Raw genomic sequence first — 25,956 nt, forward strand, 5'->3', positions numbered from 1 at the left:
CTCGGAAGCCACCCAACGGGGCAAGAACCCATCAGCCACACCCCATCGCCCTGGGCATCCAGAACATCCCGTCCTGAACATCAACAATCTTATGGTGAACCCATGACGAAAGTCGGGGTCCTTCCCTGCCGTCCGCATCCTGTGCGGACACCCGCCCGGTTCCTACCTTGGCTCCCGTGAAACGCGTGTGCGCGGCGGTGGCCGCGGTCGTCGCCCTGATCCCCGGTACGGCGACAGCTGACCAAGAACCGTCCTCGATCGACTCCTACGTCGCCGACTTCGCCGAGACCGCCGGGTATCCCGGGGTCGCGGTGGCGATCACCAAGGACACCGAAGTCGTGCACCTGCACGGCTACGGCACCGCGACGGCGACGACCCCGATGCCGATCGCGTCGGTGTCGAAGGCCTTCACCGCGCTGGCCGTGGTGCAGCTGGCCGAGAGCGGCAGGCTCGACCTGGACGTCCCCGTCGCCACCTACCTGCCGGAGTTCCGCCTCGCCGACCCGCGCGGCGGCGCGATCACCGTGCGGCACCTGCTCAACCAGACCTCCGGCCTCACCGACGGGACCCTGCCGGAGAAGAGCCTCCCGCAGCCGGACGACCTGGCCGGCGCCGTGCAGCGCGCCCGCCAGGCGACGCTGGCGAGCGATCCCGGCGCCGAGTACCACTACACCAACACCAACTTCCACCTCGCGGCGCGGCTCGTCGAGGTCGTCAGCGGCCAGGCCTTCGGCAACTACCTGCGGCAGCACGTCTTCGAACCGGCGGGGATGCGCTCGACGACCGCCATCACGCGGACACCCCGCGACCTGCCCGCCACCGTCCACCGCGGACACCTCTACGCCTACGGGCTCACCCCCGCGGTGTCCGAACCGGACCGCTTCGTCGCCGGCTCGGACGGGGTGATCACCACCGCCGAGGACATGGCCCGCTGGCTCGCCGTCCAGCGCACCGGGGGCGGCCTCGTCTCCGCCGAGGGTCTCGCGCTCATGCACACCGCCGCGCGCGAGAACTACGCCATGGGCTGGCAGACCGACGACCAGGGCCGGGTCAGCCACACCGGAATTTGGTTCACCTACACGGCGGGCGCGCTGATGCTGCCCGACGGTTACGGCATCGCGGTGATGGTGGACAGCGGCGTCTCGCTCGGCAACGAGGGAACCTCGCAGCTCACCGAAGGCATCGCCGCGATCCTGCACGGTCAGCGGCCACCGGCCCCGCCCTCGACGCGGCTCGTCGTCGACCTCGTCCTGGCCGCGCTGACGCTGCTCAGCGTCGGCCTCGGCATCCGCGCCGCGCTCCGCGCCCGCCGGTGGGCGGCACGCGCCACCCGGTGGCGGGTGGTGCGGGGACTGGTGCCCCGGCTGATCCCGCTCGTCGCGCTGGTGGCGCTGGCCGAGCTGGTGGGCGGGCTGTTCGGCGGCCGCGACACGACCTGGTGGCAGACCGCCTACTACTCACCCGCGCTGGTGATCTGGCTCGTGCTGTGGAGCGCGGCGGAGCTCGCCGTGATCGCCGTCCGGTCCGCCGCGCTGGTCCGGCTCAGCCGCGATCGAGCACCGCTTGCAGGAACTCCCGCGTCCGTTGGTGGTCCGGGTCGGTGAACAGCTTCTCCGGCGGCGCGTCCTCGATGATCTGGCCGTGGTCGAACATCAGCACCCGGTCCGACACGTCCCGCGCGAACTGCATTTCGTGCGTGACGCAGAGGAACGTGATGTCCGTGGTCGACGCGATGTCCTTCAGCACCTTCAACACGCCGGCCACCAGCTCGGGGTCGAGCGCCGACGTCACCTCGTCCAGCAGCAGCACCTCGGGCCGCATCGCCAGCGCGCGGGCGATCGCCACCCGCTGCTGCTGACCGCCGGACAGCTGCGAGGGGTGGGCGTCGGCCTTCTCGCTCAGCCCGACCATCTCCAGCAGCTCCCGGCCGCGCTGCTCGGCCTCCTGGCGGGACAGGCCGAGCGCGCGGATCGGGGCCTCGGTGACGTTCTGCAGCACCTTCATGTTGGGGAACAGGTTGAACTGCTGGAACACCATGCCGATCCGCCTGCGCATGCGCCGCTGGTGCTTCTCCCCCGCCGGCACCATGCGGCCGCCCTTGTCGATGTGCGACAGGCATTCGCCGCCGACGTAGATGCGCCCGGCGTTCACCTGCTCCAGGGTCATCAGCAGCCGCAGGATCGTGGTCTTGCCCGAACCGCTCGGCCCGATCAGCGTCACGAACTCCCCTGGCCGCACCGAGAAGTCCAGCTCCCGCAACACCACGTGGTCGCCGAACTTCTTCACGACCCCCTCGAACCGGATCATCTCAGAGCTGTCCGACACGGCGTTCCAACCTTCGCACGAGGATCGACGACGGGTAACTCACGAGCAGGAACAGGATGCCGGCCAGGGTGTAGGGCTCGATCACCCGGAAGGTCTCCGCGCCCTGCTCCTTGGCGCGGTTCAGCACGTCCAGCACGCCGATCGCCAGCAACAGCGGTGTTTCCTTGAACATCGAGATCATGTAGTTGCCGAGCGCGGGCAGCACCCGCGGCACGGCCTGCGGCAGCACGATGCCGGTCCACACGCGGGTGCGCGGGATGCTCAGCGCGGTCGCGGCCTCCCACTGTCCTTTCGGGACGGCGTCGATGCCGGCGCGGTACACCTCGGAGGTGTAGGTCGCGTAGTGGATGCCCAGCGCGATCACGCCGGTCAGGAACGCCGACGGCGTGATGCCCAGTGCCGGCCACAGCAGGTAGAAGACGATGAACACCTGGATCAGCAGCGGCGTGCTGCGCACCAGCTCGATGAACAGGTACATCGCCTGGCTCAGCACCGGGATCCGCGCGCGCCGCACCAGGGCGAACACCAGCCCCAGCACGTAGGCGACCAGCGAGCCGAGCACCGTCAGCTCGACGGTGACCAGCAACCCCTCCAGCAGCACCGGGACGGAGTCCCAGAAGTAGTCCCAGTCCCAGTCCATCAGGTGACCACCCCCGCCTTGGCGAACGCCTTCTCCCGCGGCGGCGGCTCACGCCCGAGCCGCTTGGCGAGCACCCGTTCCAGCAGGCGCATGACCATCGTGATGACCACCGCGATCGCCAGGTAGCACAACAGCTCCACGCCGTAGATCAGCACGAGCTGGCTGCCGTAGAGCGGTCGCAGCAGCTCGCCCTTCTCGGTGATCTCCCCGGCCGAGATGAAGTACAGCAGCGCCGTGCTCTTCATCAGCTGGATGAAGAGGTTGTTGAACGGCGGCAGCATCTCCACCACCGCCTGCGGCAGGATCACCCGGAACATGCGCTGCGCCGGGCTGAACGACAGCGCCACCGCGCCTTCACGCTGCGCGCGCGGCACCGACTGCACCGCGCCACGCACGATCTCGGCTCCGTACGCGCCGTGGTTCAGCCCGAGCACGATGATGCCGGCGAACAGCGGGACCAGTTTGAACCCGACCAGCGCCGGGAGCACGAAGTACAGCCAGAACAGCTGCACGACTTCCGACGTGCCGCGGAAGCCCTCGACGTAGACCCGGCTGACGAACCGCACCGTCCGGGACCGCGACAGCATCGCGAGCCCGGCGATGAACGACAGGACGATGGTCAGCGCGATGCCGCCCGCCGCGGCCGTGACCGTCGCGCCGAGTCCACTGAGGATGGTCGAGATGATGTTGGATGTCGAGTCCGACACGACGCGCCCCTGGACTCGAGCGTCAGGCCGCGCAGAGCTTGTCGGTGGTCAGGTCGGCCTTGGGCAGGTTGCTCTGGTCGAACCCGAACGGCGTCACGATGCGCAGCCACTCCCCGTTGTCGTGCAAGGTCTTCAGCTGCTGGTTGAACGCGTCGCGGAGCGAGGTGTCGTCCTTGCGGAACACGAACCCGCCCGCGGTCTGCACCGGCTGGCCGTTCTCGGTGGGCTGGAAGCCGGGCGTCACCTCGACACCGGAGTTCGGGTTCTGCTTCACCAGCCACTTGAGCGAGATGTCGGTGAGGGCGGCGCAGTACACGCGGCCCGCGGTCACCGCGCGCAACATGTTGTCCTGCGTGTCCAGCGTTTCGATCTGGTCCTCGGAAACCCCGGCGGAAGTGGCGAAACCCTTTTCCACCGCGGCGGAGAGCACCGCGACCTTGACCTTCTTGGCGGCGACGTCGGCGAGGGTGTTGACACCCTGCGGATTGCCGCTGGGCACGAGCAACGCGGTCAGCGCCGAGTAGTCCGGATCCGAGAACAACGCCGCGTTGCAGCGCGTCGGAGTGATGTTCATGCCCGCCGCGACGATGTCGAACTGTTTCGCGTTCAGGGCGGGAATCAGCTGGTCGAACGGCACGACGTTGGCCTGCACGGTGTCGATCCCGAGGGCCTTGCACACGGCGCGGGCCACTTCCGGCGCTTCACCGGTGGTGTTCCCGGAGGTGTCGGCGAAACCGTAGGGCGCCTCGTTGGCGATGCCGATCCTGATCGTCTTGGCGCTTCTCGCCGATTCGAGGGTGTCCCCGCTTTCGGTGCTCTGGCAGGCTGCCAACAACGTCGGTCCCGCCACAGCCGCTGCGCCGACGACCGCCGATCGCCGGAAGAAATCCCGTCGTGTCCACTGACCGTGCGTCATTTTCGTCGCACCCCTTATTCGGTTCCGCCGGTTCACCGAACGTAGGCGGTGCGTCCGATGGGGTCAAAAGAAGCAACGAGATCGCCACTCGCTGTTATCGGAAAGAGATCAACGTTGAGTGTGGACGATGCGCACGGAAAGTGACAGAACTGGCTCAGTCCTGCGGCAACTCGTGGCGTTCCCGCACCACCGAAACGATTTCGTCCATGATCTCGGTCAGCTCGTAGTCCTTGGGCGTGAACACCCGGGCGATCCCGCGCTCGGTGAGCAGCCGCGCGTCCTCGGGCGGGATGATCCCGCCGACGATCACCGGGATGTCCCCGGCGCCCGCCGCCCGCAGTCCGTCGACGACCTGCGGCACGACCTCGAGGTGCGAGCCGGACAGCACCGACAGGCCGACGACGTGCACGCCCTCCTGCACCGCGGCGGCCACGATCTGCTCCGGGGTGAGCCGGATGCCCTGGTAGACGACCTCGAACCCGACGTCACGGGCCCGCACCGCGACCTGCTCGGCGCCGTTGGAGTGCCCGTCCAGGCCCGGCTTGCCGACCAGGATCCGCAGCTTCTCGCCCAGCTCCTCGCCGGTCGCCCGCACGCGGTCGCGCACCCGGGACAGCTCCGCGGCGTCGCCCGACATGGCCGCCGCCGACACGCCGGTCGGCGCCCGGTACTCGCCGAACTCCTCGCGCAGCGCGCCGGCCCACTCGCCGGTGGTCACGCCGGCCGCCGCGCACGCGAGCGTGGCGTCGAACAGGTTCTCCGACGTCTTCGCGACCTCGCGCAGCCGCGCCAGCGCCGCGTCGACCGCGGCCTGGTCGCGCTGCTGGCGCCACTCCTCCAGCGCCGCGACGGCCTGCTTCTCCACCGCCGGGTCGACGGTCTCGATCGCCTTGGCGCCCTCGGCCTGCAGCGGGCTGGGCTCGGTGGTGTCGAACTTGTTGACCCCGACGATGACGCGCCCGCCGGACTCCACCTCGCGCCGGTACTCGGCCAGCGAGGCCACCAGCTGCGACTTCATGTAACCGCTTTCCACCGCGGCCACCGCGCCGCCGAGGTCGGTCACCTGCTCGATCTCCGCGCGCGCCCCGGCCACGATCTCGTCCACTTTGGACTCGATGACGTGCGAGCCCGCGAAGATGTCCTCGTACTCCAGCAGGTCCGTCTCGTAGGCGAGCACCTGCTGCATGCGCAGCGCCCACTGCTGGTCCCACGGCCGCGGCAGGCCGAGCGCCTCGTTCCAGGCAGGCAGCTGGATCGCGCGGGCACGGGCGTCCCGCGACAGGGCGACGCCGAGCATCTCCAGCACGATCCGCTGGACGTTGTTCTCCGGCTGCGCCTCGGTCAGGCCGAGCGAGTTGACCTGCACGCCGTAGCGAAGGCGGCGCGCCTTCGGGTCCTCGACCCCGTAGCGTTCGCGCGTGATCTCGTCCCAGAGCCGGGTGAACGCGCGCATCTTGCACATCTCTTCGACGAACCGGACCCCGGCGTTGACGAAGAACGAGATGCGGCCGACGACCTTGGCCATGTCGGCGGGCTCGACCTGGCCGGAGTCGCGCACGGCGTCGAGCACCGCGATCGCGGTGGACAACGCGTAGGCGACCTCCTGCGTCGGGGTCGCGCCCGCCTCCTGCAGGTGGTAGCTGCAGATGTTGATCGGGTTCCACTTCGGGATGTGGTGCACCGTCCAGGCGATCACGTCGGTGATCAGGCGCAGGCTCGGCGCAGGCGGGAAGATGTAGGTCCCGCGGGACAGGTACTCCTTGATGATGTCGTTCTGCGTGGTGCCGGTGAGCTTGGCGAGCACCTCGGCCCGGTCGCGGCCCTCGGCGTCGGCCTGCTCCTGCGCGACGGTGACGTAGAGCGCGAGCAGCCACATGGCCGGCGCGTTGATCGTCATCGAGGTGTTGGCCTCGGCCAGCGGGATGCCGGTGAACAGGCGGCGCATGTCGCCGATGTGCGAGATGGGGACGCCCACCTTGCCCACCTCGCCCTTGGCCAGCGGATGGTCCGGGTCGTAGCCGGTCTGGGTCGGCAGGTCGAAGGCCACCGACAGGCCGGTCTGGCCCTTGGCGAGGTTGCGGCGGTACAGCTCGTTCGAGGCCGCCGCGGACGAATGTCCAGCGTAGGTGCGCATGACCCAGGGGCGGTCCCGCTCGCGATCCGTGGGGTAGGGCATCGGTGCACCTCCAGATGAACGACACACAGAGCGTACTCGTCGGTAACTTCGCGCGCAGCCCCGCAAGGACGCATCTCACTGGGTGCGAAATCAGCCTGACCCCATCATGACGGCCGAGTTAGCCTCGTGGGTGTGACGTGGAGCCTGTACGCGAGTTACCTGGTGTTCGCCCTGCTGATCGCGGTGGTGCCGGGTCCGGACACGATGGTCGTGCTGAAGAACGCGCTGGCCGGCGGCGCGCGGGGCGGGTTGTTCACCTGCTCCGGCATCGCGCTGGGCAACCTGGTGCAGGCCACCGCGGTCGGGCTCGGGCTGGGCACGCTGATCGTGCAGGTGCGCCCGCTGTTCGAGACCGTGCGGTGGGCCGGGGTCGCCTACCTGTGCTGGCTGGGGTTCCAGGCGCTGCGCGGCGCGTGGCGCGGGAACTACGACGCGCTGGACGAGCTGGACCGGCGCCGGGCGAGCGGGCTGCGGCGGTTCCGCGAGGGGTTCCTGTCGAACATCACCAACCCGAAGGTGATGGCGTTCTACCTGTCGGTGCTGCCGCAGTTCCTGGACCCGGCGACGACCGGCGCGGGCGAGGCGCTGCTGCTGGCGTACACGGTGCTGGTGGTCGGCACGGTGTGGCAGCTGACGCTGCTGTTCCTGGTCCGCTGGGCGAAGGGCTGGCTGAACCGGCGACGCGTCCGCCGCGCGATGGACGCGGTGACCGGCACGGCGCTGATCGGCTTCGGCGTCGGCCTGGCCGCGGAGTGAGTCAGAGCAGCGCGGCGAGGTCGATCGTGACGGGGAACGGGTCGTGGAGGCTGACCTTGCCGGTGTCCACACCCGCAGAGGCGTAGACACGAGTGGTGGGGTCGAGGCGGTAGCGGAAGAGCGCGATCTCCCCCCGGTCCAGGCCCTCGATCCGCCAGAAGTGCGGGACACCCGTGGCCGCGTAGTGGGCCGGCTTGCTCGTGCGGTCCGCGGCCAGCGAATCCCGGGACACCACCTCGGCGACCAGCAGGCAGTGCTCCGGCGCCGGAGCCGCCCGGTCCGGCGAGTCGTGCACCACCAGATCCGGCCTGCGAGGCCGACGCCGGTGTCGACCTCGTAGCCCACGGGGCGAGCCGCGGTCAGCACGGACACGAGGTTGCGCACGACCTGCTCGTGCGCCCTCGGCGGCGCGGGCCGCACCACCACAGCGCCGTCGACGATTTCGAGCCGGGCGCGCACTTCCTCGGGCAGCGCCTGGTGCTCCTCGTGTGTCAGCCCTTCCGGCGGCAGCGCCAGCCATCCGGGCAGCGCGGTCAGCAGCGCTCCGCCGCGCCGACGACCCGCTCCACGCGCGCGCCCAGCCGGTTCAGGTTCTCGACGAAGTACGGGTATCCGCGGTCGATGTGGAACACGTCCCAGATCTCGGTGACCCCGTCGGCGCACAGGCCGGCCAGCACCAGGCCCGCGCCCGCCCGGATGTCGGACGCCCAGACCGGCGCGGAGGACAGCTTCTCGACCCCGCGGACCACCGCGTGGTGGCCGTCCGTGCGGGCGTCGGCGCCCAGGCGCACCATCTCCTCGATGAACCGGAACCGCGCCTCGTACACGTTCTCCGTGATCATCGAGGTGCCCTCGGACACCGCGGACAACGCGACGGCGAACGGCTGCAGGTCCGTGGCGAACCCCGGGTAGGGCAGCGTCACGAAGTCGACCGCCTTGGGCCGGTCGTGCTGCACCACCCGGAAACCGCTCTCGTCGAACGTCGTGATCTCCGCGCCGGCCATCCGCAGCTTCTCCAGCACCAGGTCCAGGTGGTGCGGGTTGACGCCCTTCACCGTCAGGTCACCGCGGGTCATCGCGGCCGCGAAGGCCCACGTCGCGCCCACGATCCGGTCGCCGATCACGCGGTGCTCGGTGGGGTGCAGCTCGGTGACGCCGTGCACGGTCAGCGTCGACGTCCCGGCGCCCTCGATCTTCGCGCCCATCTGGTTCAGCATCACGCAGATGTCGACAATCTCCGGCTCGCGCGCGGCGTTGTCAATCACTGTCGTGCCCTCGGCCAGCACCGCGGCCATCAGGATGTTCTCGGTCGCGCCCACGCTCGGGAAGTCCAGCCAGATCTGGGCGCCCTTGAGGTGGTCGGCGGTGGCGACGACGCACCCGTGCTCGATGGTGCTCGTCGCGCCCAGCGCGCGCAGCCCGTTCTGGTGCATGTCCAGCGGCCGGGACCCGATCGCGTCACCGCCGGGCAACGCGACCACGGCCTGCTTCAGACGGCCGACCAGCGGGCCGAGCACGCACACGGACGCACGCAGCTTGCCCATCGCGGGCGAGTCGGCCCGGTGGGACAGCTCGGACGGGGTCGTGATCTTCGCGGTGTCGCCGTCCAGGACCACCTCGCACCCGACGCTGCGCAGCACGTCCGCCATCAGCGGGACGTCCAGGATCTGCGGGCAGTTGGTGATGGTGGTGGTGCCCTCGGCGAGGAGTGCGGCCGCCATCAGCTTCAGAACACTGTTCTTGGCTCCGACGACCTCGACCTCGCCCACCAGCCGCGCACCACCGTGCACGTCGAAGTGCTCGCTCATGGCCGTCATCATGCCTTCCGGTTCAGGCACTCGAACGGAGGGGCGGGACATAACAGAGGGCGACCGAGTTCGCACTATCGTGTGAAACACTGTGCTCCCTCGCGGCGATAACGCGCCCGTGCGTCCCACTCGACTGGGGGAACCTTGAGCGAAATGTTGACCCCGCCCGCGCCTCCGTCCCTGCCCGAGGTGCACCGGGCCGAGATCGACGGCGTGCCGGTCTTCTGGACCGACCAGCCGGGCAGGCTCAGCGCGAGCCTGCTGTTCGGGGTCGGTCTCGCCCACGAGTCGTTCCTGCAGACCGGGATCACGCACCTCGTCGAGCACCTGGCGATGCGGCGCGTGCGCACGAGCCGATACGACAACAACGCCTCCACCGAGGTCCTGCACACCAGTTTCGACGTCACCAGCAGCCCGGAGACCGTGGCGGAGCACCTGCGGCGCGTGTGCGAGTCGCTGGCGGACCTGGACACCGGGCCGCTGCGGCTGGAGCGCGGCGTGCTGCTGGCCGAGGAGCGCGGCAACGACGGCCCGGGCGTGACCGCGTGGCTGCCGTCGGCCCTGTGGTTCGGCAACCGGGCGTTCGGCCTGACCGGCAACGTCCAGCTGGCCGCCGTTCACGCCGGCCCCGAGCAGGCGCGCGAGTGGTGCGCGCGCTGGTTCCACCGCGGCAACGCCGCGCTCGTGCTGTCCGGCCCTCCCCCGGCCGGTCTGAAGCTCCCGCTGCCCCCGGGCCCGCCGCGGCAGCCGGTGACCGCCGAGCCGTTCGACCTGCCCACCCCGGCGCAGACGAGCATCCCCAACGGCGTCGTGGGCTGCGCGCTGGTCGAGTGGACCGCGGAGGTCGCGTGCGCGGCCGGCATCCTCATCCACCGCCTCACCGACCGCCTGCGGCACCTCGAGGGCCTGGTCTACGACATCGCCTTCGACCACCAGATGGTCGACGCGCGCCGGGCCGTCCTCGGCTTCGGCACCGACGTGCCGGACAAGCAGGCCGCCCGGGTCGTCGACGCGATCCGCACCGAGCTGGCCGAGCTGGGCCGCAGCGGTCCGACGGACGAGGAACTGGCCGTCGACCGGGCCGGGCTCGCCGAGGAGGTCGCCGAGCGGGATTTCGCGGTCTACCGGGCGTTCGACGCGGCGATGAGCGAGCTGACCGGCTGGCCGTCGGCCGCGGAGCACCAGCAGCGCGTGCTGGCCGGGCTCGACCCGGCCGCGGTCGCGGCAGCGGCCCGCGAGCTGGCCGGACGGCTGGTGCTGTGCGCGCCGGAGCGGCACGTGCCGCGTGACCTGCCGGAACTGCCGGGCAGCCCGCTGCCCGCGCCGCCCGGCCGGGAGATGAAGCGGGCGCTGGTCGGTTCGACCGCGCCGCGCGGCTACCGGCTCGTGGTCGGCGACGAAGGCCTGTCCACGTACTTCGGGCAGAACCCGTCACCGGCGGCCGTCGTGCGGTTCGACGACCTCGCCGGGGTCGGCATCGAGCACACCGACGGGCAGCTGCCGATCCTGCACCTGTTCGGCACGCACGGCGGGGCGATCACCGTGCGGCCGGGCGACTGGCGCGGCGGCCGGGCGCTGGTGCGGGACCTGCGGGCGCGAATCGATTCCGCGGTGTGTTTCGAAGCGCCGGAGGCCATGCGGTTGTTCGAGCAGTCGTAAGGTTCTCGGTATGCCGGTACGGATCAACCGCGTGTACACCAGGGTCGGCGACAACGGCACGACCGCGCTCGGCGACGGCTCGCGCGTGCCGAAGACCGACCCGCGGCTGGCGGCCTACGCCGACGTCGACGAGACGAACTCGGTGGTCGGGCTGGCGCTCGCGATGGGCGGCCTCGACGAGGAGATCGCGGTGGTGCTGCGGCGCGTGCAGAACGACCTGTTCGACGTCGGCGCCGACCTGTGCTCGCCGGTGGTGCCCGATCCGGAGTTCCCGCCGCTGCGCATCACCGAGGCCTACATCGAGCGGCTCGAAGGCTGGTGCGACGAGTTCAACGAGCGCCTGCCGAAGCTGACGTCGTTCATCCTGCCGGGCGGCACCCCGGGCGCGGCGTTCCTGCACCAGGCGCGCACGGTGAGCCGGCGGGCCGAGCGGGCCGGGTGGGCGCTGGTGGAGGCGGACGCGGACCGCACGAACGTACTGGCCGTGAAGTACCTCAACCGGCTCTCCGACCTGCTCTTCATCCTGGCCCGGCTGGCCAACCCGGACGGCGACGTGCTCTGGAAGCCCGGCGGAGAGGCCTGACCGGTCCGATTCGCGGCGAGCCTGCGGTCATCCTCATGTCCGCCACCCGCACGGCGATCTAGGTTCGTGCCATGAGCGACAACGCACCCCTGCCGGGCAGCATCCGGCTGCCGGACGGGTCCTGGGTCCGCGGGCGCGGCCTGCGCCGCCCCCAGCCGACCGGCCCGGCGCCCCAATTCGGCCTCTACCTGGGCTCCGCGCGGCTGCGCCGCGAACACGACGCCAATCTGGGGTGGCCGCACACCTGGCTGGACTGGCCGGACTTCCGGCTGCCCCGCGACGAGGACGCCGCTGTCCGGGAGATCCGCGCCCTGCACGAGCGGGCACGCGGCGGCGAGGCGGTCGAGGTCGCCTGTGCGGGTGGGGTCGGGCGGACCGGCACGGTCATCGCCTGCCTCGCCGTTCTGAGCGGCGTGGACCCCGCTGAGGCTGTTGCCTGGACGCGGCAGCACCACCACCCCCGCGCGGTCGAAACGCCGGGGCAACGCCGATGGGTGCGCCGGTTCACCCCGGGCTAGATCAAGAAGCGCGCGGGATCTGGCGGCCCGGCGGAGCGGACTCCAGCCAGGACAGGAACCCGGTCAGCGCGTCCGGGCCCATCGCGATCTCGATGGGCTCCTGGAGGGCCGACTCGCAGCGCAGGACCGTCGCGTCCGAGGGCACCGCGTACGCCTCGGTGCCGACCGGGTCGCGGCGGTCCGCGATCATCAACGTCTCACGTTCGAACACCCGGTCCGGGCCGGTGCGCAAGCTCCACACCCGGTACCAGGCGAACACCTCACCCTCGTAGCGCCCCAAACCCAGGTGCCAGCCCGCACGGGCGTTGTCCGGGTCCCAGCGCAACGCGACGCTCACGCCGCCCTGCCGCCGCATCCGTCCCCAGCGAAAGCTGTACCAGAACGCGACGACGGCAAGACCGAGCAGGACGACCAGGACAACGAGGGTGATTTCCACGGCCGGCTCCTGCTCGTCGCCGGGTCAGACCGACTGACCGGCCGCGCGGAGCCGGGCGGTTGCTCTGGCCCGCTCGGCCTCGTCCTCACCGCTCAGCGCGGACCGGGCGGCCTCGACGTCGATCTCGTCGGCGAGCTCGGCCGACTCGGCGAGGATGCTCACCCGCTCGGCGGTCACGGACAGGAAGCCACCGTGGACCGCGGCGCGGACGGTCTCACCGTCCGTGGTCGTCACCTTGACGACGCCACCCTCGACGAGCTGACCGAGTACCGGCTCGTGACCCGGCATCAGGCCGATCTCACCCTCAGTGGTCTGCGCGACCACGAACGTCGCCTGACCGGACCAGAGACGGCGTTCGACGGCGACAAGCTCGACGGTCATCTCAGCCACGTGGTTCTCCTTCGTTCCCGCGCCGATGAGCGCAGTCTAATAGGTTCGCGACCGGTTACGACAACGGCGGGGTGAGAGTCCATAAAGGACACCCGCCCCGCCGTCGTCCCGACATCACTTGCCGGTGAGTTCCTTGTACTTCTTCTCGAGGTCCTCGAGGCCACCGATGCCCAGGAACGCCTGCTCCGGGTAGTGGTCGAACTCACCCTTGGTGATCTTGTCGAACGCCTCGACGGTCTCCGCGCGCGGCACGGTCGACCCCGGCTGGCCGGTGAAGGTTTCGGCGACCAGCATGTTCTGCGACAGGAACCGCTCGATGCGGCGGGCCCGCTGCACGGTCAGCTTGTCCTCTTCGGACAGCTCGTCCATACCGAGGATGGCGATGATGTCCTGCAGCTCCTTGTACTTCTGCAGGATCCGGATGACCTCGGAGGCCACCCGGTAGTGGTCCTCACCGACGACGGCCGGGTCGAGGATGGTCGACGTGGAGGCCAGCGGGTCCACGGCCGGGAAGATGCCCTTCTGGAACACCGACCGGGAAAGCTCGGTGGTGGCGTCCAGGTGGGCGAACGTGGTGGCCGGGGCCGGGTCGGTGTAGTCGTCCGCCGGCACGTAGATCGCCTGCATCGAGGTGATCGAACGGCCCTTGGTCGAGGTGATCCGCTCCTGCAGCTCACCCATCTCGTCGGCCAGCGTCGGCTGGTAACCCACGGCCGACGGCATGCGGCCCAGCAGGGTCGACACCTCGGACCCGGCCTGGGTGAACCGGAAGATGTTGTCGATGAACAGCAGCACGTCCTGGTTCTTGACGTCGCGGAAGTACTCCGCCATCGTCAGCGCGGACAGCGCGACCCGCATACGGGTGCCCGGCGGCTCGTCCATCTGGCCGAAGACGAGCGCGGTGTCGTTGATGACGCCGTCCTCGCTCATCTCCAGGAACAGGTCGGTGCCCTCACGGGTGCGCTCGCCGACGCCGGCGAACACCGAGGTGCCACCGAAGTTCTTGGCGACACGGGTGATCATTTCCTTGATCAGCACCGTCTTGCCCACGCCGGCGCCGCCGAACAGGCCGATCTTGCCACCCTGCACGTACGGGGTGAGCAGGTCGATGACCTTGAGGCCGGTCTCCAGCATCTCGGTCTTGCCCTCGAGCTGGTCGAACGCCGGGGGCTTGCGGTGGATGCTCCAGCGCTCCAGGTCCGCGCCGTAGCCCGGCTGGTCGAGGCAGTCGCCGAGCGCGTTGTAGACGTGGCCCTTGACCTCGTCGCCGACCGGCACCGAGATCGGGGCGCCGGTGTCGATCACCTCGGCGCCGCGGACGAGACCGTCCTGCGGGGCCAGCGAGATCGTGCGGACGAGGTTGTCGCCGAGGTGCTGCGCGACCTCGAGGGTGATCGTCTTGCGCAGCTGCTCGAACTCGACCTCGACCTTCAGCGCGTTGAACAGCTCGGGCACGGCGCCGCGCGGGAACTCCACGTCGACGACCGGGCCGGTCACCGAGACGATCCGGCCCTTGGTCCGGGTTTCAGTGGTGGTCATCTACTCATCACTTCCTACAGCGGCGAGCGCATCGGCCCCACCGACGATTTCGCTGATCTCCTGCGTGATCTGAGCCTGCCGCGCCTGGTTCGCCAGCCGGGTGTAGGTCTCCACCAGCTCGCTGGCGTTGTCCGACGCCGACTTCATGGCGGTGCGCCGGGCGGCCAGCTCGGAAGCGGCCGACTCGAGCAGAGCCGAAAAGATCCGCGTGTTGATGTACTTCGGCAGCAGGGCCGACAGCAGCCGGTCCGCGCTGGGCTCGAACTCGTACGCCGGGAGGATCTCGCCAGCGGCGGGCTCGGCGCCCTCCTCGGTGTACTCGACCTCGAGGGGCGCCATCCGCTTGGCGACCGGGGTCTGGGTCAGCATCGACTTGAACTGGGTGTACACGATGTGCACCTCGTCCACGCCGAGGATGCCGTCCTCGCCCGGCCCGTTCGCGTCGTCGTCCGCGCCGGCGAGGAACGCCTTGGTCAGCGTCTCGCCCGCGGCGGCGGCGTTCTCGTAGTGCGGCTGGTCCGAGAAGCCGGTCCAGCTGTCGACGACCTCGCGGTTGCGGAACCGGTAGTAGTTCAGGCCCTTGCCGCCGATGACGTAGACCTGCGGCTCCTTGCCCTCGGAGCGCAGCAGCGAGAGCAGCTCCTCGGTGGCCCGCAGCACGTTGGTGTTGTAACCACCGCACAGGCCCTTGTCACTGGTCACCACCAGCACGGCCGCCCGCTTGGGGTTGGGCCGCTCGACGAGGAACGGGTCGTCGAGGCTCGCGGCCCCGCCCGCCAGCGCGGAGAGCACCTTGGTGATCTCCTCGGCGTACGGGCGCGAAGCCTCGACCCGCGCCTGGGCACGGCCGATCCGCGAGGTGGCGATCAGTTCCATCGCCTTGGTGATCTTGCCGATCGATTTCGTCGCCCGGATCTTTGCCCGGAGCTCGCGAAGTTGCGCCATCAGCTATCCGGTCACTTCGTCGGGGCGGGCTTGTTGACCTTGACGGTCTCCTGCCCGACCTTGTCGGCGTCCATCGCCTCGGCCTCGGCCTCGTTCACGAGCTGCTCACCGGAAGAGGTGGTGAAGCCCTTCTTGAACTCGGCGGCCGCGGCGGCGACGCGCTCGGCGAGCTCGTCGGTCCACTTACCCTTGTCGCGGATCTCGGCGAGGATGTCGTCGTGCTTGTGGCGGATGTTCTCCAGCAGCTCGGTGTTGAAGCGAGCCACGTCCTCCACCGGCACGTCGTCGAAGTGCCCCTTGGTGCCGAGGAACACGGTGACGACCTGCTGCTCGACTGGGACCGGCGAGTACTGCGGCTGCTTGAGCACCTCGTACAGGCGGGCACCGCGGTCCAGCTGGGCGCGCGAGGTCGGGTCCAGGTCGGAGGCGAAGGCGGCGAACGCCTGCAGCTCCTGGTACTGGGACAGGTCGATCCGCAGCGAACCGGACACCGTCTTCATCGCCTTGATCTGCGCGTCACCACCGACTCGGGAGACCGAGGTGGTCACGTCGACCGCGGGGCGCTGACCCGAGTTGAACAGGTCGGACTGGAAGAAGCACTGCCCGTCGGTGATCGAGATGACGTTGGTGGGGATGTAGGCCGAGATGTCGTTGGCCTTGGTCTCGATGACCGGCAGACCGGTCAGCGAGCCGCCACCCAGCTCGTCCGACAGCTTCGCGCAGCGCTCGAGCAGCCGGGAGTGCAAGTAGAAGACGTCGCCGGGGAACGCCTCGCGGCCCGGCGGGCGGCGCAGCAGCAGCGACAGGGCGCGGTAGGCGTCGGCCTGCTTGCTCAGGTCGTCGAACACGATCAGGACGTGCTTGCCCTGGTACATCCAGTGCTGGCCCAGCGCCGAACCGGTGTAGGGGGCCAGCCACTTGAAGCCGGCCGAGTCCGACGCGGGGGCCGCGACGATGGTGGTGTACTCCAGCGCTCCCGCGTCCTCGAGGGACTTGCGGACACCGGCGATGGTGGAGCCCTTCTGGCCCACCGCGACGTAGATGCAGCGGACCTGCTTGCTCGGGTCGCCGGTCGCCCAGTTGGCCTTCTGGTTGATGATCGTGTCGACGCAGACCGCGGTCTTGCCGGTCTTGCGGTCACCGATGATCAGCTGGCGCTGGCCGCGGCCGATCGGGGTCATCGCGTCGATCGCGGTGATGCCGGTCTGCAGCGGCTCGGACACCGGCTGGCGCTGCACGACCGAGGCGGCCTGCAGCTCGAGCGCGCGGCGGTCCTCGGCAACGATGTCGCCGAGCCCGTCGATCGGCTTGCCGAGCGGGTCGATGACGCGGCCCAGGAAGCCCTCGCCGACCGGGATCGAGAGGATCTGGCCGGTCCGCTTGACCTCCTGACCCTCCTCGATCTTCTCGTAGTTGCCGAGGATGACGACACCGATCTGGCGCGGCTCCAGGTTCTGGGCCACGCCGAGGATCCCGCCGGGGAACTCCAGCAGCTCGTTGGCCATGGTCGAGGGCAGACCCTCGACGTGGGCAACGCCGTCGCCGGTGTCCACGACGACGCCGACCTCTTCCCGGTTGACTTCGGGTGAGTAACTCGAGACGTAGTTCTCGATCGCGCTACGGATCTCGTCCGAGGAGATCGTCAGCTCCGCCATGTCGTTCCCGCTCTCTCGTTCCTGCAGGTGTGCAAAGTCTTGTGTGGTGTCAGGCCAGCTGCCTGCGCAGCTCGGCGATCCGGCCGGCGGTGCTGCCGTCGATGACCTCGTCGCCCACCCGGACGACGAGCCCACCACCGAGGCGGGCGTCGACCTCGACGTGCAGCCCGATCGGCCGCCCGTAGATCCGGCGCAGCTGCTCGGCCAGCCGCTCCCGCTGCTCCGCGGACAGCTCGCTCGCGCTCGTGACGTACGCGACCGAGCGCTCGCGGCGCTGCGCGGCCAGCTTGACCAGCTGGTCCAGGTTGAACCCGACGCTGCGGCCCGCCGACCGGCCCACGACCTGCTCCACCAGGGCAAGGGTGATGTCGTCCACCTTGCTCTGCAGCAGCTCGCGCACCAGCCTGCGCTTCGCGTCACCGGGTGCCGTCTGGTCGGACAGCGTCTGCTCCAGCTCCGGGTTGCTCACCACGATACGGGCGATCCGGAACAACTGGTCCTCGACGGCGTCGAGCTTCCCGGCCTTCTCCGCGCTGGTGAGCAGCGCGTTGCGGCCGAGCGACTCGACCCCGTCGACCAGTTCCCGCGGGCTGGACCAGCGGGCCGCGACCACGGCGTCGAGCACGCGCAGGGCCTGCTCGGACACCTTGCCGGTCAGCAGCGCGCGGACCAGCCGGGTGCGGGCCTCCGGGTCGGACGAGGCGTCGGCGACCGCGCGGCGCAGCCCGATCTCCCTGCCGAGCAGGTCGACCACGGCCAGCAGCTCGTTGCCGAGGGCGGCCGAGTCCGCGCCGGCCTCGCCGCTGACCTCGGCGAGCCGGGTCTCGGCGGAGGCGAGCGCTTCGCGGCTCGCGGCGTGCAGCGTCAGCGTCATCTGGACTACTTTCCTGCTCCGTTACCGGCGCTGCTGCCGAGCTCGGCGAGGAACCGGTCGACCGTGCCACGGCGACGGACCTCGTCCTCGAGGTGCTCCCCGACGATCCGGCTCGCCAGCTCGATCGAGTTGCGGCCCAGCTCGTTGCGCAGCTCCGTGACGATCTGTGCCTTCTGGGCCTGCAGCGCGGCGTGGCCCTGGGCGATGATCCGGGCGGCCTCGTCCTGGGCCTCGGCCCGCAGCTCCTCCTTGATCCGCTCCGCCTCGAGGCGAGCGTCGTCACGGATCTTGGCGGCCTCGGAGTAGGCGTCCTTGAGCTGTGCCTGGTACTTCGCGAGCGCCTCTTCGGCTTCGGCCTGTGCCTTCTCCGCCTTGGCGATGCCACCCTCGATGGCCGCCGTGCGCTCTTCGTACATCTTCTCGAAGCGCGGCACGGCGAACTTCTTGAGCAGCCACAGCAGGATCAGGAAGGCCACCAGGCCGAGAATGATCTCGCTGAGATGCGGCAGCACCGGGTTCGGCGCCTCTTCCGCGGCCAGCACGATCTGGGTCTTCACCACAACGACTCCTTCAGCGGTGAGCGGTTAACTCAGGCGGCGGAGGCGATGAAGTAGACGACCAGACCGATCAGGGCGAGCACCTCGGTAAGCACGAAGGTGGTCCAGGCGATACCCATGAGCTTGCCCTGGGCCTCCGGCTGACGGGCGGTGCCGTTGATGACGGCGGCCCAGATCAGACCCACACCGATGCCCGGGCCGATCGCGCCCAGACCGTAGCCGATGGCGGCGAGACCCGGGTTGAGGTTGACAGCGGTCTCGGCGGCCTGGGCAAGAACGATGTTGCTCACTTGCGTTTCCCTTTCACTCGGTCCGCTACCACGCGGATCGGGGGCTTTTCGGTTCGTTTTCTTCTAGTGGTCTTCGGCGAGCGCGGCGCCGATGTAGTTCGCCGACAGCACGGCGAACACATACGCCTGGATCACCTGGATCAGCGCTTCCACGAAGGTCATCAGGATGGCGAACGCCCACGAGACCAGCGAGATGGGCTTGAAGACCCCGCCCGCGTGGAGCAGCAGGAACTCGCCCGCGAGCGTGAACACCAGCAGGATCAGGTGGCCTGCGAACATCGCGGCGAACACCCGGACCGCCAGGGTGAGCGGGTTGAGGACGAACTTCTGCAGGAACTCGATCGGCGTCAGCAGGATGTAGATCGGGCCTGGCGCGCCCGGCGGGACGGTCGCGTGCTTGAGGTAGCCCACGAAGCCGTGCCGCTTGAACCCGACGTAGTGGTACACCGGGTAGACCACCAGCAGCGACAGCGCGATCGGGAAACCGATGTGCGAGAACGTCGGGAACTGGAAGATCGGGATGATCCCGAACAGGTTGTTGATCAGCACGAAGCTGAACAGCGTCAGCACCAGCGGGATGAACGGCTTGAAGTCCTTCGACCCGATCTGCTCACGCGCGATGCCGTTGCGCGCGAAGTCGTAGACGTACTCGGCGGCGAACTGCGCCTTGCCCGGCACGACCTTCAGCTTGCGCGAGGTCAGCAGGAAGAAGGCCGCGATGATGATCACCGACAGCACGACCAGGATCATCGGCTTGGTGACGCCGAGGAAGATCGGCGGCAGGTCGAAGTCTCCGGCACCCGGGGGCGCGAACGTTTCGCCCTCGGCCAATACCAGCGCGCCCAACTGGGCTCCTTCCGGTTCTCCCGGCCGGCGTTCACTCCGCCGGGGGAATCGTCACGATCTGGACTTAACGTACCCGATACGTTTCGGGTGCTTGGAGGCGGATCCCCTCAGTGAACAACGCGTGTACTTTCAGCCACCTGGGGGTTTCGGCACTACGATCTCCGACGGCAGAATCGGCCGAGCCAGCTCAGGGGCCATCCGTCTCGATCGCCACGTTGCCGGTCGGGTTCTGCATCGGGAGCGCGGCCCGAAGGCCCCACCTCCACAGTGCGGACGATACCAGCCGGTAAATCGACACCGTACGGGCGTACTCCTTAATGGGTTCCCACCCGTCGGAGTACCGCCGGAATCCGGCGCTGACCTGCGGAAGTCAGCTCGGGATGATCGTCGGGATCTTGGTCTTGCGGAAGGCCAGGAACTCCGCCGCGGCCCAGACCAGGATCACCGCCAGCGTGGTGAACGCCAGCGCGTAGCGGTTGAACGCGTCGACGCCCTTGAGGGCGGTCATGACGCCGAACAGCACCAGCACCTTGAGGATGTAGCCGCCGATCGCCACCGCCATCACCATGAACGGGTCCAGCGCGGCCGACTTGCGCATCATGAACAGCGTGACCAGGGACGACGCGAACGCGATCGCGCCGCCTACCAGCGAGCCCAGCAGGCCCGGCACGCCGGACAGGATCGTCGACACGACCACGCCGATCACGACCGTGGCCAGCCCCGGCCACAGCGCGAAGCGCAGCATCGCGTCGGCCAGCTTGAGCACCGACTGCGCGTGCGGGTTCTCGGTGTTGTCGGTCATGACACTCCCTGGTTCCGCGACCTCAGGCGCGGAATGACGGACACGATCGCGGCGAGGACGAGTCCCGCGCCGACGATCCAGAGTACCGCCGTCGTGTCGAACAGCGTCACCGAGACCGCGCCGAAGCCGAGCAGGCCCGCCCACAGGTAGATCAGCAGCACCGCGCGGCGCTGCGAGTGGCCGATCTCCAGCAGGCGGTGGTGCAGGTGCATCTTGTCGGCCGCGAACGGGCTCTCGCCGCGCCGCGTGCGCCGGACGACCGCCATCAGCAGGTCCAGGACCGGCAGGAACAGCACCGCGACGACGACCAGCAGCGGGGACAGCAGCGCCAGCGCGTCCGAGCCGCCGAACCGGGTGTAGTTGATCTTGCCGGAGGCCGAGGTGGTGGCGCCGGCCAGCATCAGGCCGATCATCATCGAGCCGGAGTCGCCCATGAAGATCTTCGCGGGCTGGAAGTTGTGCGGCAGGAAGCCGAGGCACGCGCCGGCCAGCGTCGCGGCGATCAGCGCCGGCGGGTAGACGCCGACGTCGCCGCCCTGGGAGTTGAGCAGGCCGAGCGAGAACGCGCAGGTGGCGGCCGCGGCGATGAACCCGAGCCCGGCGGCGAGGCCGTCCAGCCCGTCGACGAAGTTCAGCGCGTTCACCAGCAGCACGACGAGCAGCACCATCAGCAGCCCGCCCTGGTTGTTGTCCAGGGTGACCACCGAGCCGAGCGCGTCGCCGTTGCCGCCCCACGGCACCCAGAAGACGTTCCACTGCACGCCGAAGATGACCAGGATGCCCGCGCACATCACCTGGCCTGCGAGCTTGGTCCAGGCGTCGATCTCGAAGCGGTCGTCCAGCGCGCCGATCAGCACGATGACGCCGCCGCCGATCAGCACGCCGACCGGGTCGAGGGAGAAGTCGAACGCGCGGCGCAGCACCGGCAGCTGGTGGGCCATCGCCATGCCGCCGACGACGCCCAGGTACATGCCGACGCCGCCCATGCGCGGGATCGGGATGACGTGCACGTCGCGGGCGCGCGGGTTGGCGATGGCGCCGAGGCGGATCGCCAGGCGCCGGATGACGCCGGTGAGCAGGAACGTCAGGGTCGCGGCGATGAGGCCGACGAGGATGTACTCCCGGATCGGGAGGCCTGCGGTGGTTACGGGGGTCATCAGGCCGCGGTCTTCACCGGTGCGCCGAGCACCTCGCTCACCGCTTCCGCGCTCACCGCGCCCGCCCGCAGCAGCACGGGCTCGTCGCCGGTCAGGTCGACGATCGACGAGGGCACCGGCTGCCCACTGGGCCCGCCGTCGAGGTAGACCGAGACCGACTCGCCGAGCTGCTCCCGCGCCTCCTGCGCGCTGGACGCCGGGGACCGCCCGGCGACGTTGGCGCTGGAGACGGCCATCGGGCCGACGTCGCGGAGCAGCTCCAGCGCGACCGGGTGCAGCGGCATCCGGAGCATCACGGTGCCGCGGGTGGTGCCCAGGTCCCAGCGCAGGCTCGGCGCGTGCGGGAGCACAATGGACAGATCGCCGGGCCAGAAGGCCTCGATGAGGGCGCGCGCCTGCGGCGGAACGCCGAGCACCAGACCGTCCACTGTGGACCAAGAGCCGACGAGGACGCCGACCGGCAGGTCCGGGCCGCGGTTCTTCGCCCGGAGCAGCGCACGCACGGCGGCGGACTCGAAGGCGTCCGCCCCGATGCCGTAGACCGTGTCCGTGGGCAGCACGACCAGCCGCCCCGAACGGACCGCGCTCGCCGCCGCGGCCAGCCCCTCGGCCCGCGTCTCCGGACGGCTGCAGTCGTACACCGCGCTCATGGGGTGAAGACTATTCCCGGTCGGGTAACGGCTTGGTTGCGGGTGGCGCTCACCGCACCGCCCGTGCGGCACGCCCCCGCGACCGGCCGGCTCACCGCACCCACCGGCCAAGACGCCGTCACGCGCGTGTTGGCCCCTCGGGGTGGCGTGTTGGCTGCTGCAGGCGAGCGTGGCTGGGGTGGCGGTGTGGGTGGGGTGGTGAGCGGTGGCGGTGGTTGGGTCAGCCGCGGAGGGCGGTGACGAAACGGGGGCGTCCGGCGAGGTCGCGGTGGTCCTGGACGTCCGTCAGCACCTTGCGGGACGCGACCAGCGCCGGGGCGGCCGAGCCGTGCGTGTCGTCGTGTTCGATGGCCACTCCGCCGCCGCGCTTGAGGAGCCGGCAGGCGGTCGCCACGGCCTGCCGGACCACCGCGAGGCCGCCGTCCGGGGCGAAGACCGCCTGCGGCGGGTCGAAGTCGACCACCTCGGGCGGCAGATCGCCGCCCGGCGGGACGTACGGCGGGTTGCACACCACCAGGTCCACCAGGCCGTCCAGCTCGGCGAAGATCGTGCTGTCCCCGACGTCGCCGGAGTACAGGCGGATCGGCGTGTCCCCCGCCGCGGCCTGCTTGTCCGCGTTGTGGCGCGCCCACGCGAGCGCGTTCGGGTCGATGTCCACGGCGTAGACCACCGCGTCCGGCCGCTCGTGCGCGATCGCCAGCGCCAGCGCGCCCGAACCGGTGCACAGGTCGACCACCACCGGGTACTCGCGGCCGTGGATGAGCCGCAACCCCCACTCGACCAGCAGTTCCGTCTCCGGCCGCGGGATGAAGACGCCGGGCCCGACGTCCAGCGTGATGCCGGCGAACCCGGCCCACCCGGTCAGGTGCTGCAGCGGCACCCGCTTGGCGCGCTGCGCCACCAGCTTGCCGATGGCCTCGACCACGGGCGGGTCGACGAGGGGCACGAGCGGCAGGCGACCGCGGTCGACGCCGAGCACGTGCGCGGCGATGAGTTCGGCGTCGGCGCGCGGAGACGCCACCCCCGCCTCTTCCAGGATGCGCATCGCCTCGAGGATCGCCAGTCGCAACGGTTGCCGCTTCACGCACCCAACTTTTCCACAGCGGTCATCCGCTCGCGGGGACGTATGCCGCGAGCGCCCCGCGCGTCTGGCGGAGACCGTCGATGCGCTCGTCCAGTGCGTCGAGCTGCTCACGCAGCGTGCGCACCACCTCCGGGCACAGCTCCAGGTCCGGCTTCTCCCCCCGCGCGCACGGCAGCAGCTTCGCGATCACGCACGTCGACAGCCCGGCCGCCAGCAGCGCGCGGATCTGCCGGACCGTGACCACGGCGTCGTCGTCATAGACCCGGTAACCGTTGGCGTCCCGGCGCGGCACCAGGAGCCCCTGCTCCTCGTAGTACCGCAGCAACCGCTGGCTGACCCCGGTCCGGGCGGACAGCTCCCCGATCCGCATGCGACCTCGCTCACTCCAAAGTTGACCTTCACACCGGTGTCAGTTCCTAACGTCGCCGCATGACCGAACATTTCTCGCACGTCGTCCGCGGATCCGGCCCCGGCCTGCTGCTCGCCCACGGCGCCGGCGGCGGCATCGAGGCGAACTTCGGCCCGATCCTGGACGACCTCGCCGGCACGCACACCGTGGTCGGCCCGGACTACCCCGGCAGCGGGGCGACACCACGCAGCGACGAGCCGCTGACCCTGGACGGGCTGGCCGACTCCCTGGTGGCGACCGCCGTGTCCGCAGGCGTGGAGCGCTTCACGATCCTCGGCTACTCGCTCGGGACGGCGGTCGCGGTGCGCACGGCCACCCGGCACCCGGAGCGGGTGACCGGCCTGGTGCTGACCGCCGGGTTCGCCCACCCGACGAACCAGATGCGGCTCGCCGTCGACGTGTGGCGGGAGCTGCTGGACCTGGGGAACAAGGAGCTGCTGGCGAAGTACGTGACCTTCGCGGGGGTCGGCGCCGCGTACCTGAACGCGCTGTCGCCGCAGGAACTCGAAGCCGCGCTGGCCGGGCTGGCCGTCCCCGAGGGCACGCCGGAGCACGTGGACCTGGTGGCGTCGGTGGACACCCGCCCGGAGCTGGGCCGGATCAGCGTGCCGACGCTGGTCATCGGCACGCGGCAGGACGTGCTGGTGCCGATCGGCGTGCAGCGCGAGCTGGCCGACGGGATCCCGGGCGCGGAGTACGTGGAGATCGCGAGCGGCCACTCGATGCAGGCCGAGGCCCGCGACGAGTGGCTCGCCCGGATCAGGGACTTCCTGGACCGGTAGGCGTCACTGGCCCGCGGTGGCCAGGCGCTCCTCGCGGTCGGCGGCGGCCAGGGCGTCGAGCACGGCGTCCAGGTCGCCGTCCAGGACCTGGTCCAGGTTGTACGCCTTGTAGTTCACCCGGTGGTCCGAGATGCGGTTCTCCGGGAAGTTGTAGGTGCGCACCCGCTCGGAGCGGTCGACCGTCCGGACCTGCGACTTCCGCGCGTCGGCGGCCTTGGCGGCGGCCTCTTCCTCCGCCATCGCCTGCAGCCGCGCCTGCAGCACCTGGATGGCGCGGGCCCGGTTCTGGATCTGCGACTTCTCGTTCTGGCAGGACACCACGATCCCGGTGGGCAGGTGCGTCACGCGCACGGCCGAGTCGGTGGTGTTGACGCTCTGCCCGCCGGGGCCGGACGACCGGAACACGTCGATCCGCAGGTCGTTCGGGTCGATCTCGACCTCGACCTCCTCCGGCTCCGGGTAGATCAGGACGCCCGCGGCGGAGGTGTGGATGCGGCCCTGCGACTCGGTCGCAGGCACGCGCTGCACGCGGTGCACGCCGCCCTCGAACTTCAGCCGCGCCCACACGCCGTCGGCGGCTGAAGTCACGGCGCCCTTTCCTTTTACCGCGACGGTGACGTCCTTGTAGCCGCCGAGGTCGGAGTGCACCGCGTCGAGCACCTCGGCCTTCCAACCGTGCCGCTCGGCGTAGCGCAGGTACATGCGCAGCAGGTCGCCGGCGAACAGGGCCGACTCCTCGCCGCCCTCACCGGACTTGATCTCCATCAGGACGTCCGAGCCGTCGTACGGGTCGCGCGGCAGCAGCAGCTCCGTCAGCCGGGACTCCAGCTGCGGGATGCGGGCCGCGATCTCCTCGGCCTCGGCCGCGAAGCCCGCGTCCTCGTCGGCCAGCTCACGCGCGGTGCCCAGGTCGTCCCGCGCCTGGTCCAGCTCGTTGATGACCTTGACGATCGGGCTCAGCTCGGCGTAGCGGCGGCCGAGCTTGCGCGCCCGGCCCTGGTCGGCGTGCACGGCCGGGTCCGCCAGCTGCTTTTCCAGATCGGCGTACTCGGCGAGCAGCCCGTGCAGGGAAGACGAATCCACGACCGAACCTTCCTCTTGATGGCCTCAGGACACAAAAGCGGCGCCCACCCCCGATGGTCGGGAGTGGGCGCCGGCGGTGGAGCTACTTGGCGTCGGCCTTCTTGCCGGCCCGCTTGCCGTAGCGCGCCTCGAAGCGCGCGACCCGGCCACCGGTGTCCATGATCTTCTGCTTGCCGGTGTAGAAGGGGTGGCAGTTCGAGCAGATTTCGACCGTGATGGCGCCGGAGGTCTTGGTGCTGCGGGTCGTGAAGGTGTTGCCGCAACCACACGTGACGGTGGTGGGCACGTACTCGGGGTGGATACCGCTCTTCATGGAGTCCTCTCTCGGTGGCCGCCGGGTCCCCGCGGCGTTCTTCGACACGTGGGGTG

Annotated in this window: 29 protein-coding genes; 6 read left to right on the plus strand and 23 right to left on the minus strand. The window is 70.1% G+C overall.

The annotated features are described in order from the left end of the window. Positions 1–176: 176 nt before the first annotated feature. The gene (locus ABZ215_RS22110; RefSeq protein WP_354951240.1) at positions 177–1,604 is read left to right on the plus strand and encodes a serine hydrolase domain-containing protein; all 1,428 of its coding nucleotides are present in this window, start codon (positions 177–179) and stop codon (positions 1,602–1,604) included. Here ABZ215_RS22110 and ehuA read toward each other — a convergent pair. The 5 genes from ehuA to ABZ215_RS22135 form a co-directional block, all read right to left on the minus strand. Continuing rightward, positions 1,543–2,307, minus strand: coding sequence for an ectoine/hydroxyectoine ABC transporter ATP-binding protein EhuA (gene ehuA, locus ABZ215_RS22115; protein ID WP_020417803.1), 765 nt, complete (start codon positions 2,305–2,307; stop codon positions 1,543–1,545). The genes ABZ215_RS22110 and ehuA overlap by 62 nt on opposite strands. A 1-nt stretch (position 2,308) precedes the next feature. Further along, positions 2,309–2,965, minus strand: a complete 657-nt coding sequence (gene ehuD, locus ABZ215_RS22120) for an ectoine/hydroxyectoine ABC transporter permease subunit EhuD (protein ID WP_237339872.1) — start codon at positions 2,963–2,965, stop codon at positions 2,309–2,311. Further along, positions 2,965–3,672, minus strand: coding sequence for an ectoine/hydroxyectoine ABC transporter permease subunit EhuC (ehuC, locus tag ABZ215_RS22125; protein WP_354710380.1), 708 nt, complete (start codon positions 3,670–3,672; stop codon positions 2,965–2,967). Before ehuC ends, ehuD begins: the two co-directional genes overlap by 1 nt. 22 nt (positions 3,673–3,694) lie before the next feature. Next, a complete protein-coding gene (gene ehuB, locus ABZ215_RS22130) occupies positions 3,695–4,588 on the minus strand; it encodes an ectoine/hydroxyectoine ABC transporter substrate-binding protein EhuB (protein ID WP_027935830.1) in 894 nt (297 codons plus the stop codon). Between the two features lie 154 nt (positions 4,589–4,742). Next, positions 4,743–6,764 (minus strand): protein meaA, encoded by a 2,022-nt coding sequence (locus tag ABZ215_RS22135; RefSeq protein ID WP_354951242.1) that lies wholly within the window; start codon positions 6,762–6,764, stop codon positions 4,743–4,745. A 126-nt stretch (positions 6,765–6,890) separates the two neighbouring features. On the opposite strand from ABZ215_RS22135, the gene ABZ215_RS22140 reads away from it, so the two are divergent. Further along, entirely contained in the window at positions 6,891–7,520 is a 630-nt protein-coding gene (locus tag ABZ215_RS22140; protein ID WP_020417798.1) for a LysE family translocator, read from the plus strand. 1 nt (position 7,521) lies between these two features. Here the strand turns inward: ABZ215_RS22140 and ABZ215_RS22145 are convergent, their stop codons facing one another. After that, on the minus strand, positions 7,522–7,818 hold the full coding sequence (locus ABZ215_RS22145) for a Uma2 family endonuclease (RefSeq protein WP_354951244.1): 297 nt from the start codon (positions 7,816–7,818) through the stop codon (positions 7,522–7,524). Positions 7,819–8,053: 235 nt separating this feature from the next. Further along, the gene (murA, locus tag ABZ215_RS22150; protein WP_237339558.1) at positions 8,054–9,328 is read right to left on the minus strand and encodes a UDP-N-acetylglucosamine 1-carboxyvinyltransferase; all 1,275 of its coding nucleotides are present in this window, start codon (positions 9,326–9,328) and stop codon (positions 8,054–8,056) included. Between the two features lie 153 nt (positions 9,329–9,481). Between murA and ABZ215_RS22155 the strand changes: the two genes are divergently transcribed. From ABZ215_RS22155 to ABZ215_RS22165, 3 genes are all read left to right on the plus strand, one after another. Then, positions 9,482–10,987 carry an insulinase family protein gene (locus tag ABZ215_RS22155; RefSeq protein WP_354951246.1) on the plus strand — a complete coding sequence of 502 codons (1,506 nt, stop codon included), beginning with the start codon at positions 9,482–9,484 and terminating at the stop codon, positions 10,985–10,987. Between the two features lie 10 nt (positions 10,988–10,997). Continuing rightward, positions 10,998–11,570 (plus strand): cob(I)yrinic acid a,c-diamide adenosyltransferase, encoded by a 573-nt coding sequence (locus tag ABZ215_RS22160; RefSeq protein ID WP_017987314.1) that lies wholly within the window; start codon positions 10,998–11,000, stop codon positions 11,568–11,570. A gap of 71 nt (positions 11,571–11,641) precedes the next feature. Next, positions 11,642–12,088 (plus strand): protein-tyrosine phosphatase family protein, encoded by a 447-nt coding sequence (locus tag ABZ215_RS22165; protein WP_020417794.1) that lies wholly within the window; start codon positions 11,642–11,644, stop codon positions 12,086–12,088. 1 nt (position 12,089) lies between these two features. Here ABZ215_RS22165 and ABZ215_RS22170 read toward each other — a convergent pair whose 3' ends face one another. The 14 genes from ABZ215_RS22170 to ABZ215_RS22235 form a co-directional block, all read right to left on the minus strand. After that, positions 12,090–12,524 carry a DUF2550 domain-containing protein gene (locus tag ABZ215_RS22170; protein ID WP_020417793.1) on the minus strand — a complete coding sequence of 145 codons (435 nt, stop codon included), beginning with the start codon at positions 12,522–12,524 and terminating at the stop codon, positions 12,090–12,092. A 24-nt stretch (positions 12,525–12,548) separates the two neighbouring features. Beyond that, on the minus strand, positions 12,549–12,914 hold the full coding sequence (locus tag ABZ215_RS22175) for a F0F1 ATP synthase subunit epsilon (protein WP_027935827.1): 366 nt from the start codon (positions 12,912–12,914) through the stop codon (positions 12,549–12,551). Between the two features lie 114 nt (positions 12,915–13,028). Then, entirely contained in the window at positions 13,029–14,453 is a 1,425-nt protein-coding gene (gene atpD, locus ABZ215_RS22180; RefSeq protein WP_354951249.1) for a F0F1 ATP synthase subunit beta, read from the minus strand. Next, the gene (locus ABZ215_RS22185; RefSeq protein WP_354710421.1) at positions 14,454–15,401 is read right to left on the minus strand and encodes a F0F1 ATP synthase subunit gamma; all 948 of its coding nucleotides are present in this window, start codon (positions 15,399–15,401) and stop codon (positions 14,454–14,456) included. An 8-nt stretch (positions 15,402–15,409) separates the two neighbouring features. After that, the gene (gene atpA / locus ABZ215_RS22190) at positions 15,410–17,053 is read right to left on the minus strand and encodes a F0F1 ATP synthase subunit alpha (protein WP_020417790.1); all 1,644 of its coding nucleotides are present in this window, start codon (positions 17,051–17,053) and stop codon (positions 15,410–15,412) included. Positions 17,054–17,102: 49 nt separating this feature from the next. Then, entirely contained in the window at positions 17,103–17,921 is an 819-nt protein-coding gene (locus ABZ215_RS22195) for a F0F1 ATP synthase subunit delta (protein ID WP_027935825.1), read from the minus strand. Between the two features lie 11 nt (positions 17,922–17,932). Continuing rightward, positions 17,933–18,487, minus strand: coding sequence for a F0F1 ATP synthase subunit B (locus tag ABZ215_RS22200; RefSeq protein ID WP_017987306.1), 555 nt, complete (start codon positions 18,485–18,487; stop codon positions 17,933–17,935). 29 nt (positions 18,488–18,516) lie between these two features. Further along, positions 18,517–18,774, minus strand: a complete 258-nt coding sequence (locus ABZ215_RS22205) for a F0F1 ATP synthase subunit C (protein ID WP_020417788.1) — start codon at positions 18,772–18,774, stop codon at positions 18,517–18,519. A gap of 63 nt (positions 18,775–18,837) precedes the next feature. Then, a complete protein-coding gene (gene atpB, locus ABZ215_RS22210; RefSeq protein WP_027935824.1) occupies positions 18,838–19,620 on the minus strand; it encodes a F0F1 ATP synthase subunit A in 783 nt (260 codons plus the stop codon). Between the two features lie 370 nt (positions 19,621–19,990). Beyond that, the gene (locus ABZ215_RS22215) at positions 19,991–20,422 is read right to left on the minus strand and encodes a hypothetical protein (protein WP_020417786.1); all 432 of its coding nucleotides are present in this window, start codon (positions 20,420–20,422) and stop codon (positions 19,991–19,993) included. Beyond that, positions 20,419–21,579, minus strand: a complete 1,161-nt coding sequence (locus ABZ215_RS22220; RefSeq protein ID WP_020417785.1) for an MraY family glycosyltransferase — start codon at positions 21,577–21,579, stop codon at positions 20,419–20,421. The genes ABZ215_RS22215 and ABZ215_RS22220 overlap by 4 nt, the downstream gene beginning before the upstream one ends. Beyond that, a complete protein-coding gene (locus ABZ215_RS22225) occupies positions 21,579–22,229 on the minus strand; it encodes an L-threonylcarbamoyladenylate synthase (protein ID WP_354951251.1) in 651 nt (216 codons plus the stop codon). Before ABZ215_RS22225 ends, ABZ215_RS22220 begins: the two co-directional genes overlap by 1 nt. A 220-nt stretch (positions 22,230–22,449) precedes the next feature. Next, positions 22,450–23,313 (minus strand): peptide chain release factor N(5)-glutamine methyltransferase, encoded by an 864-nt coding sequence (gene prmC, locus ABZ215_RS22230; protein ID WP_020417783.1) that lies wholly within the window; start codon positions 23,311–23,313, stop codon positions 22,450–22,452. Positions 23,314–23,335: 22 nt separating this feature from the next. Then, the gene (locus tag ABZ215_RS22235; RefSeq protein ID WP_020417782.1) at positions 23,336–23,683 is read right to left on the minus strand and encodes a MerR family transcriptional regulator; all 348 of its coding nucleotides are present in this window, start codon (positions 23,681–23,683) and stop codon (positions 23,336–23,338) included. Positions 23,684–23,742: 59 nt separating this feature from the next. Between ABZ215_RS22235 and ABZ215_RS22240 the strand changes: the two genes are divergently transcribed. Continuing rightward, entirely contained in the window at positions 23,743–24,504 is a 762-nt protein-coding gene (locus ABZ215_RS22240; RefSeq protein ID WP_354951253.1) for an alpha/beta fold hydrolase, read from the plus strand. A gap of 3 nt (positions 24,505–24,507) precedes the next feature. Here the strand turns inward: ABZ215_RS22240 and prfA are convergent, their stop codons facing one another. Both prfA and rpmE read right to left on the minus strand, forming a co-directional pair. Continuing rightward, positions 24,508–25,587 carry a peptide chain release factor 1 gene (prfA, locus tag ABZ215_RS22245; RefSeq protein WP_020417780.1) on the minus strand — a complete coding sequence of 360 codons (1,080 nt, stop codon included), beginning with the start codon at positions 25,585–25,587 and terminating at the stop codon, positions 24,508–24,510. A gap of 82 nt (positions 25,588–25,669) precedes the next feature. Beyond that, positions 25,670–25,900, minus strand: a complete 231-nt coding sequence (gene rpmE / locus ABZ215_RS22250) for a 50S ribosomal protein L31 (protein WP_017987296.1) — start codon at positions 25,898–25,900, stop codon at positions 25,670–25,672. Positions 25,901–25,956: the final 56 nt, after the last annotated feature.

It is taken from the genome of Amycolatopsis sp. NPDC006131, from assembly GCF_040614175.1.
GTDB lineage: Bacteria > Actinomycetota > Actinomycetes > Mycobacteriales > Pseudonocardiaceae > Amycolatopsis_E > Amycolatopsis_E tucumanensis.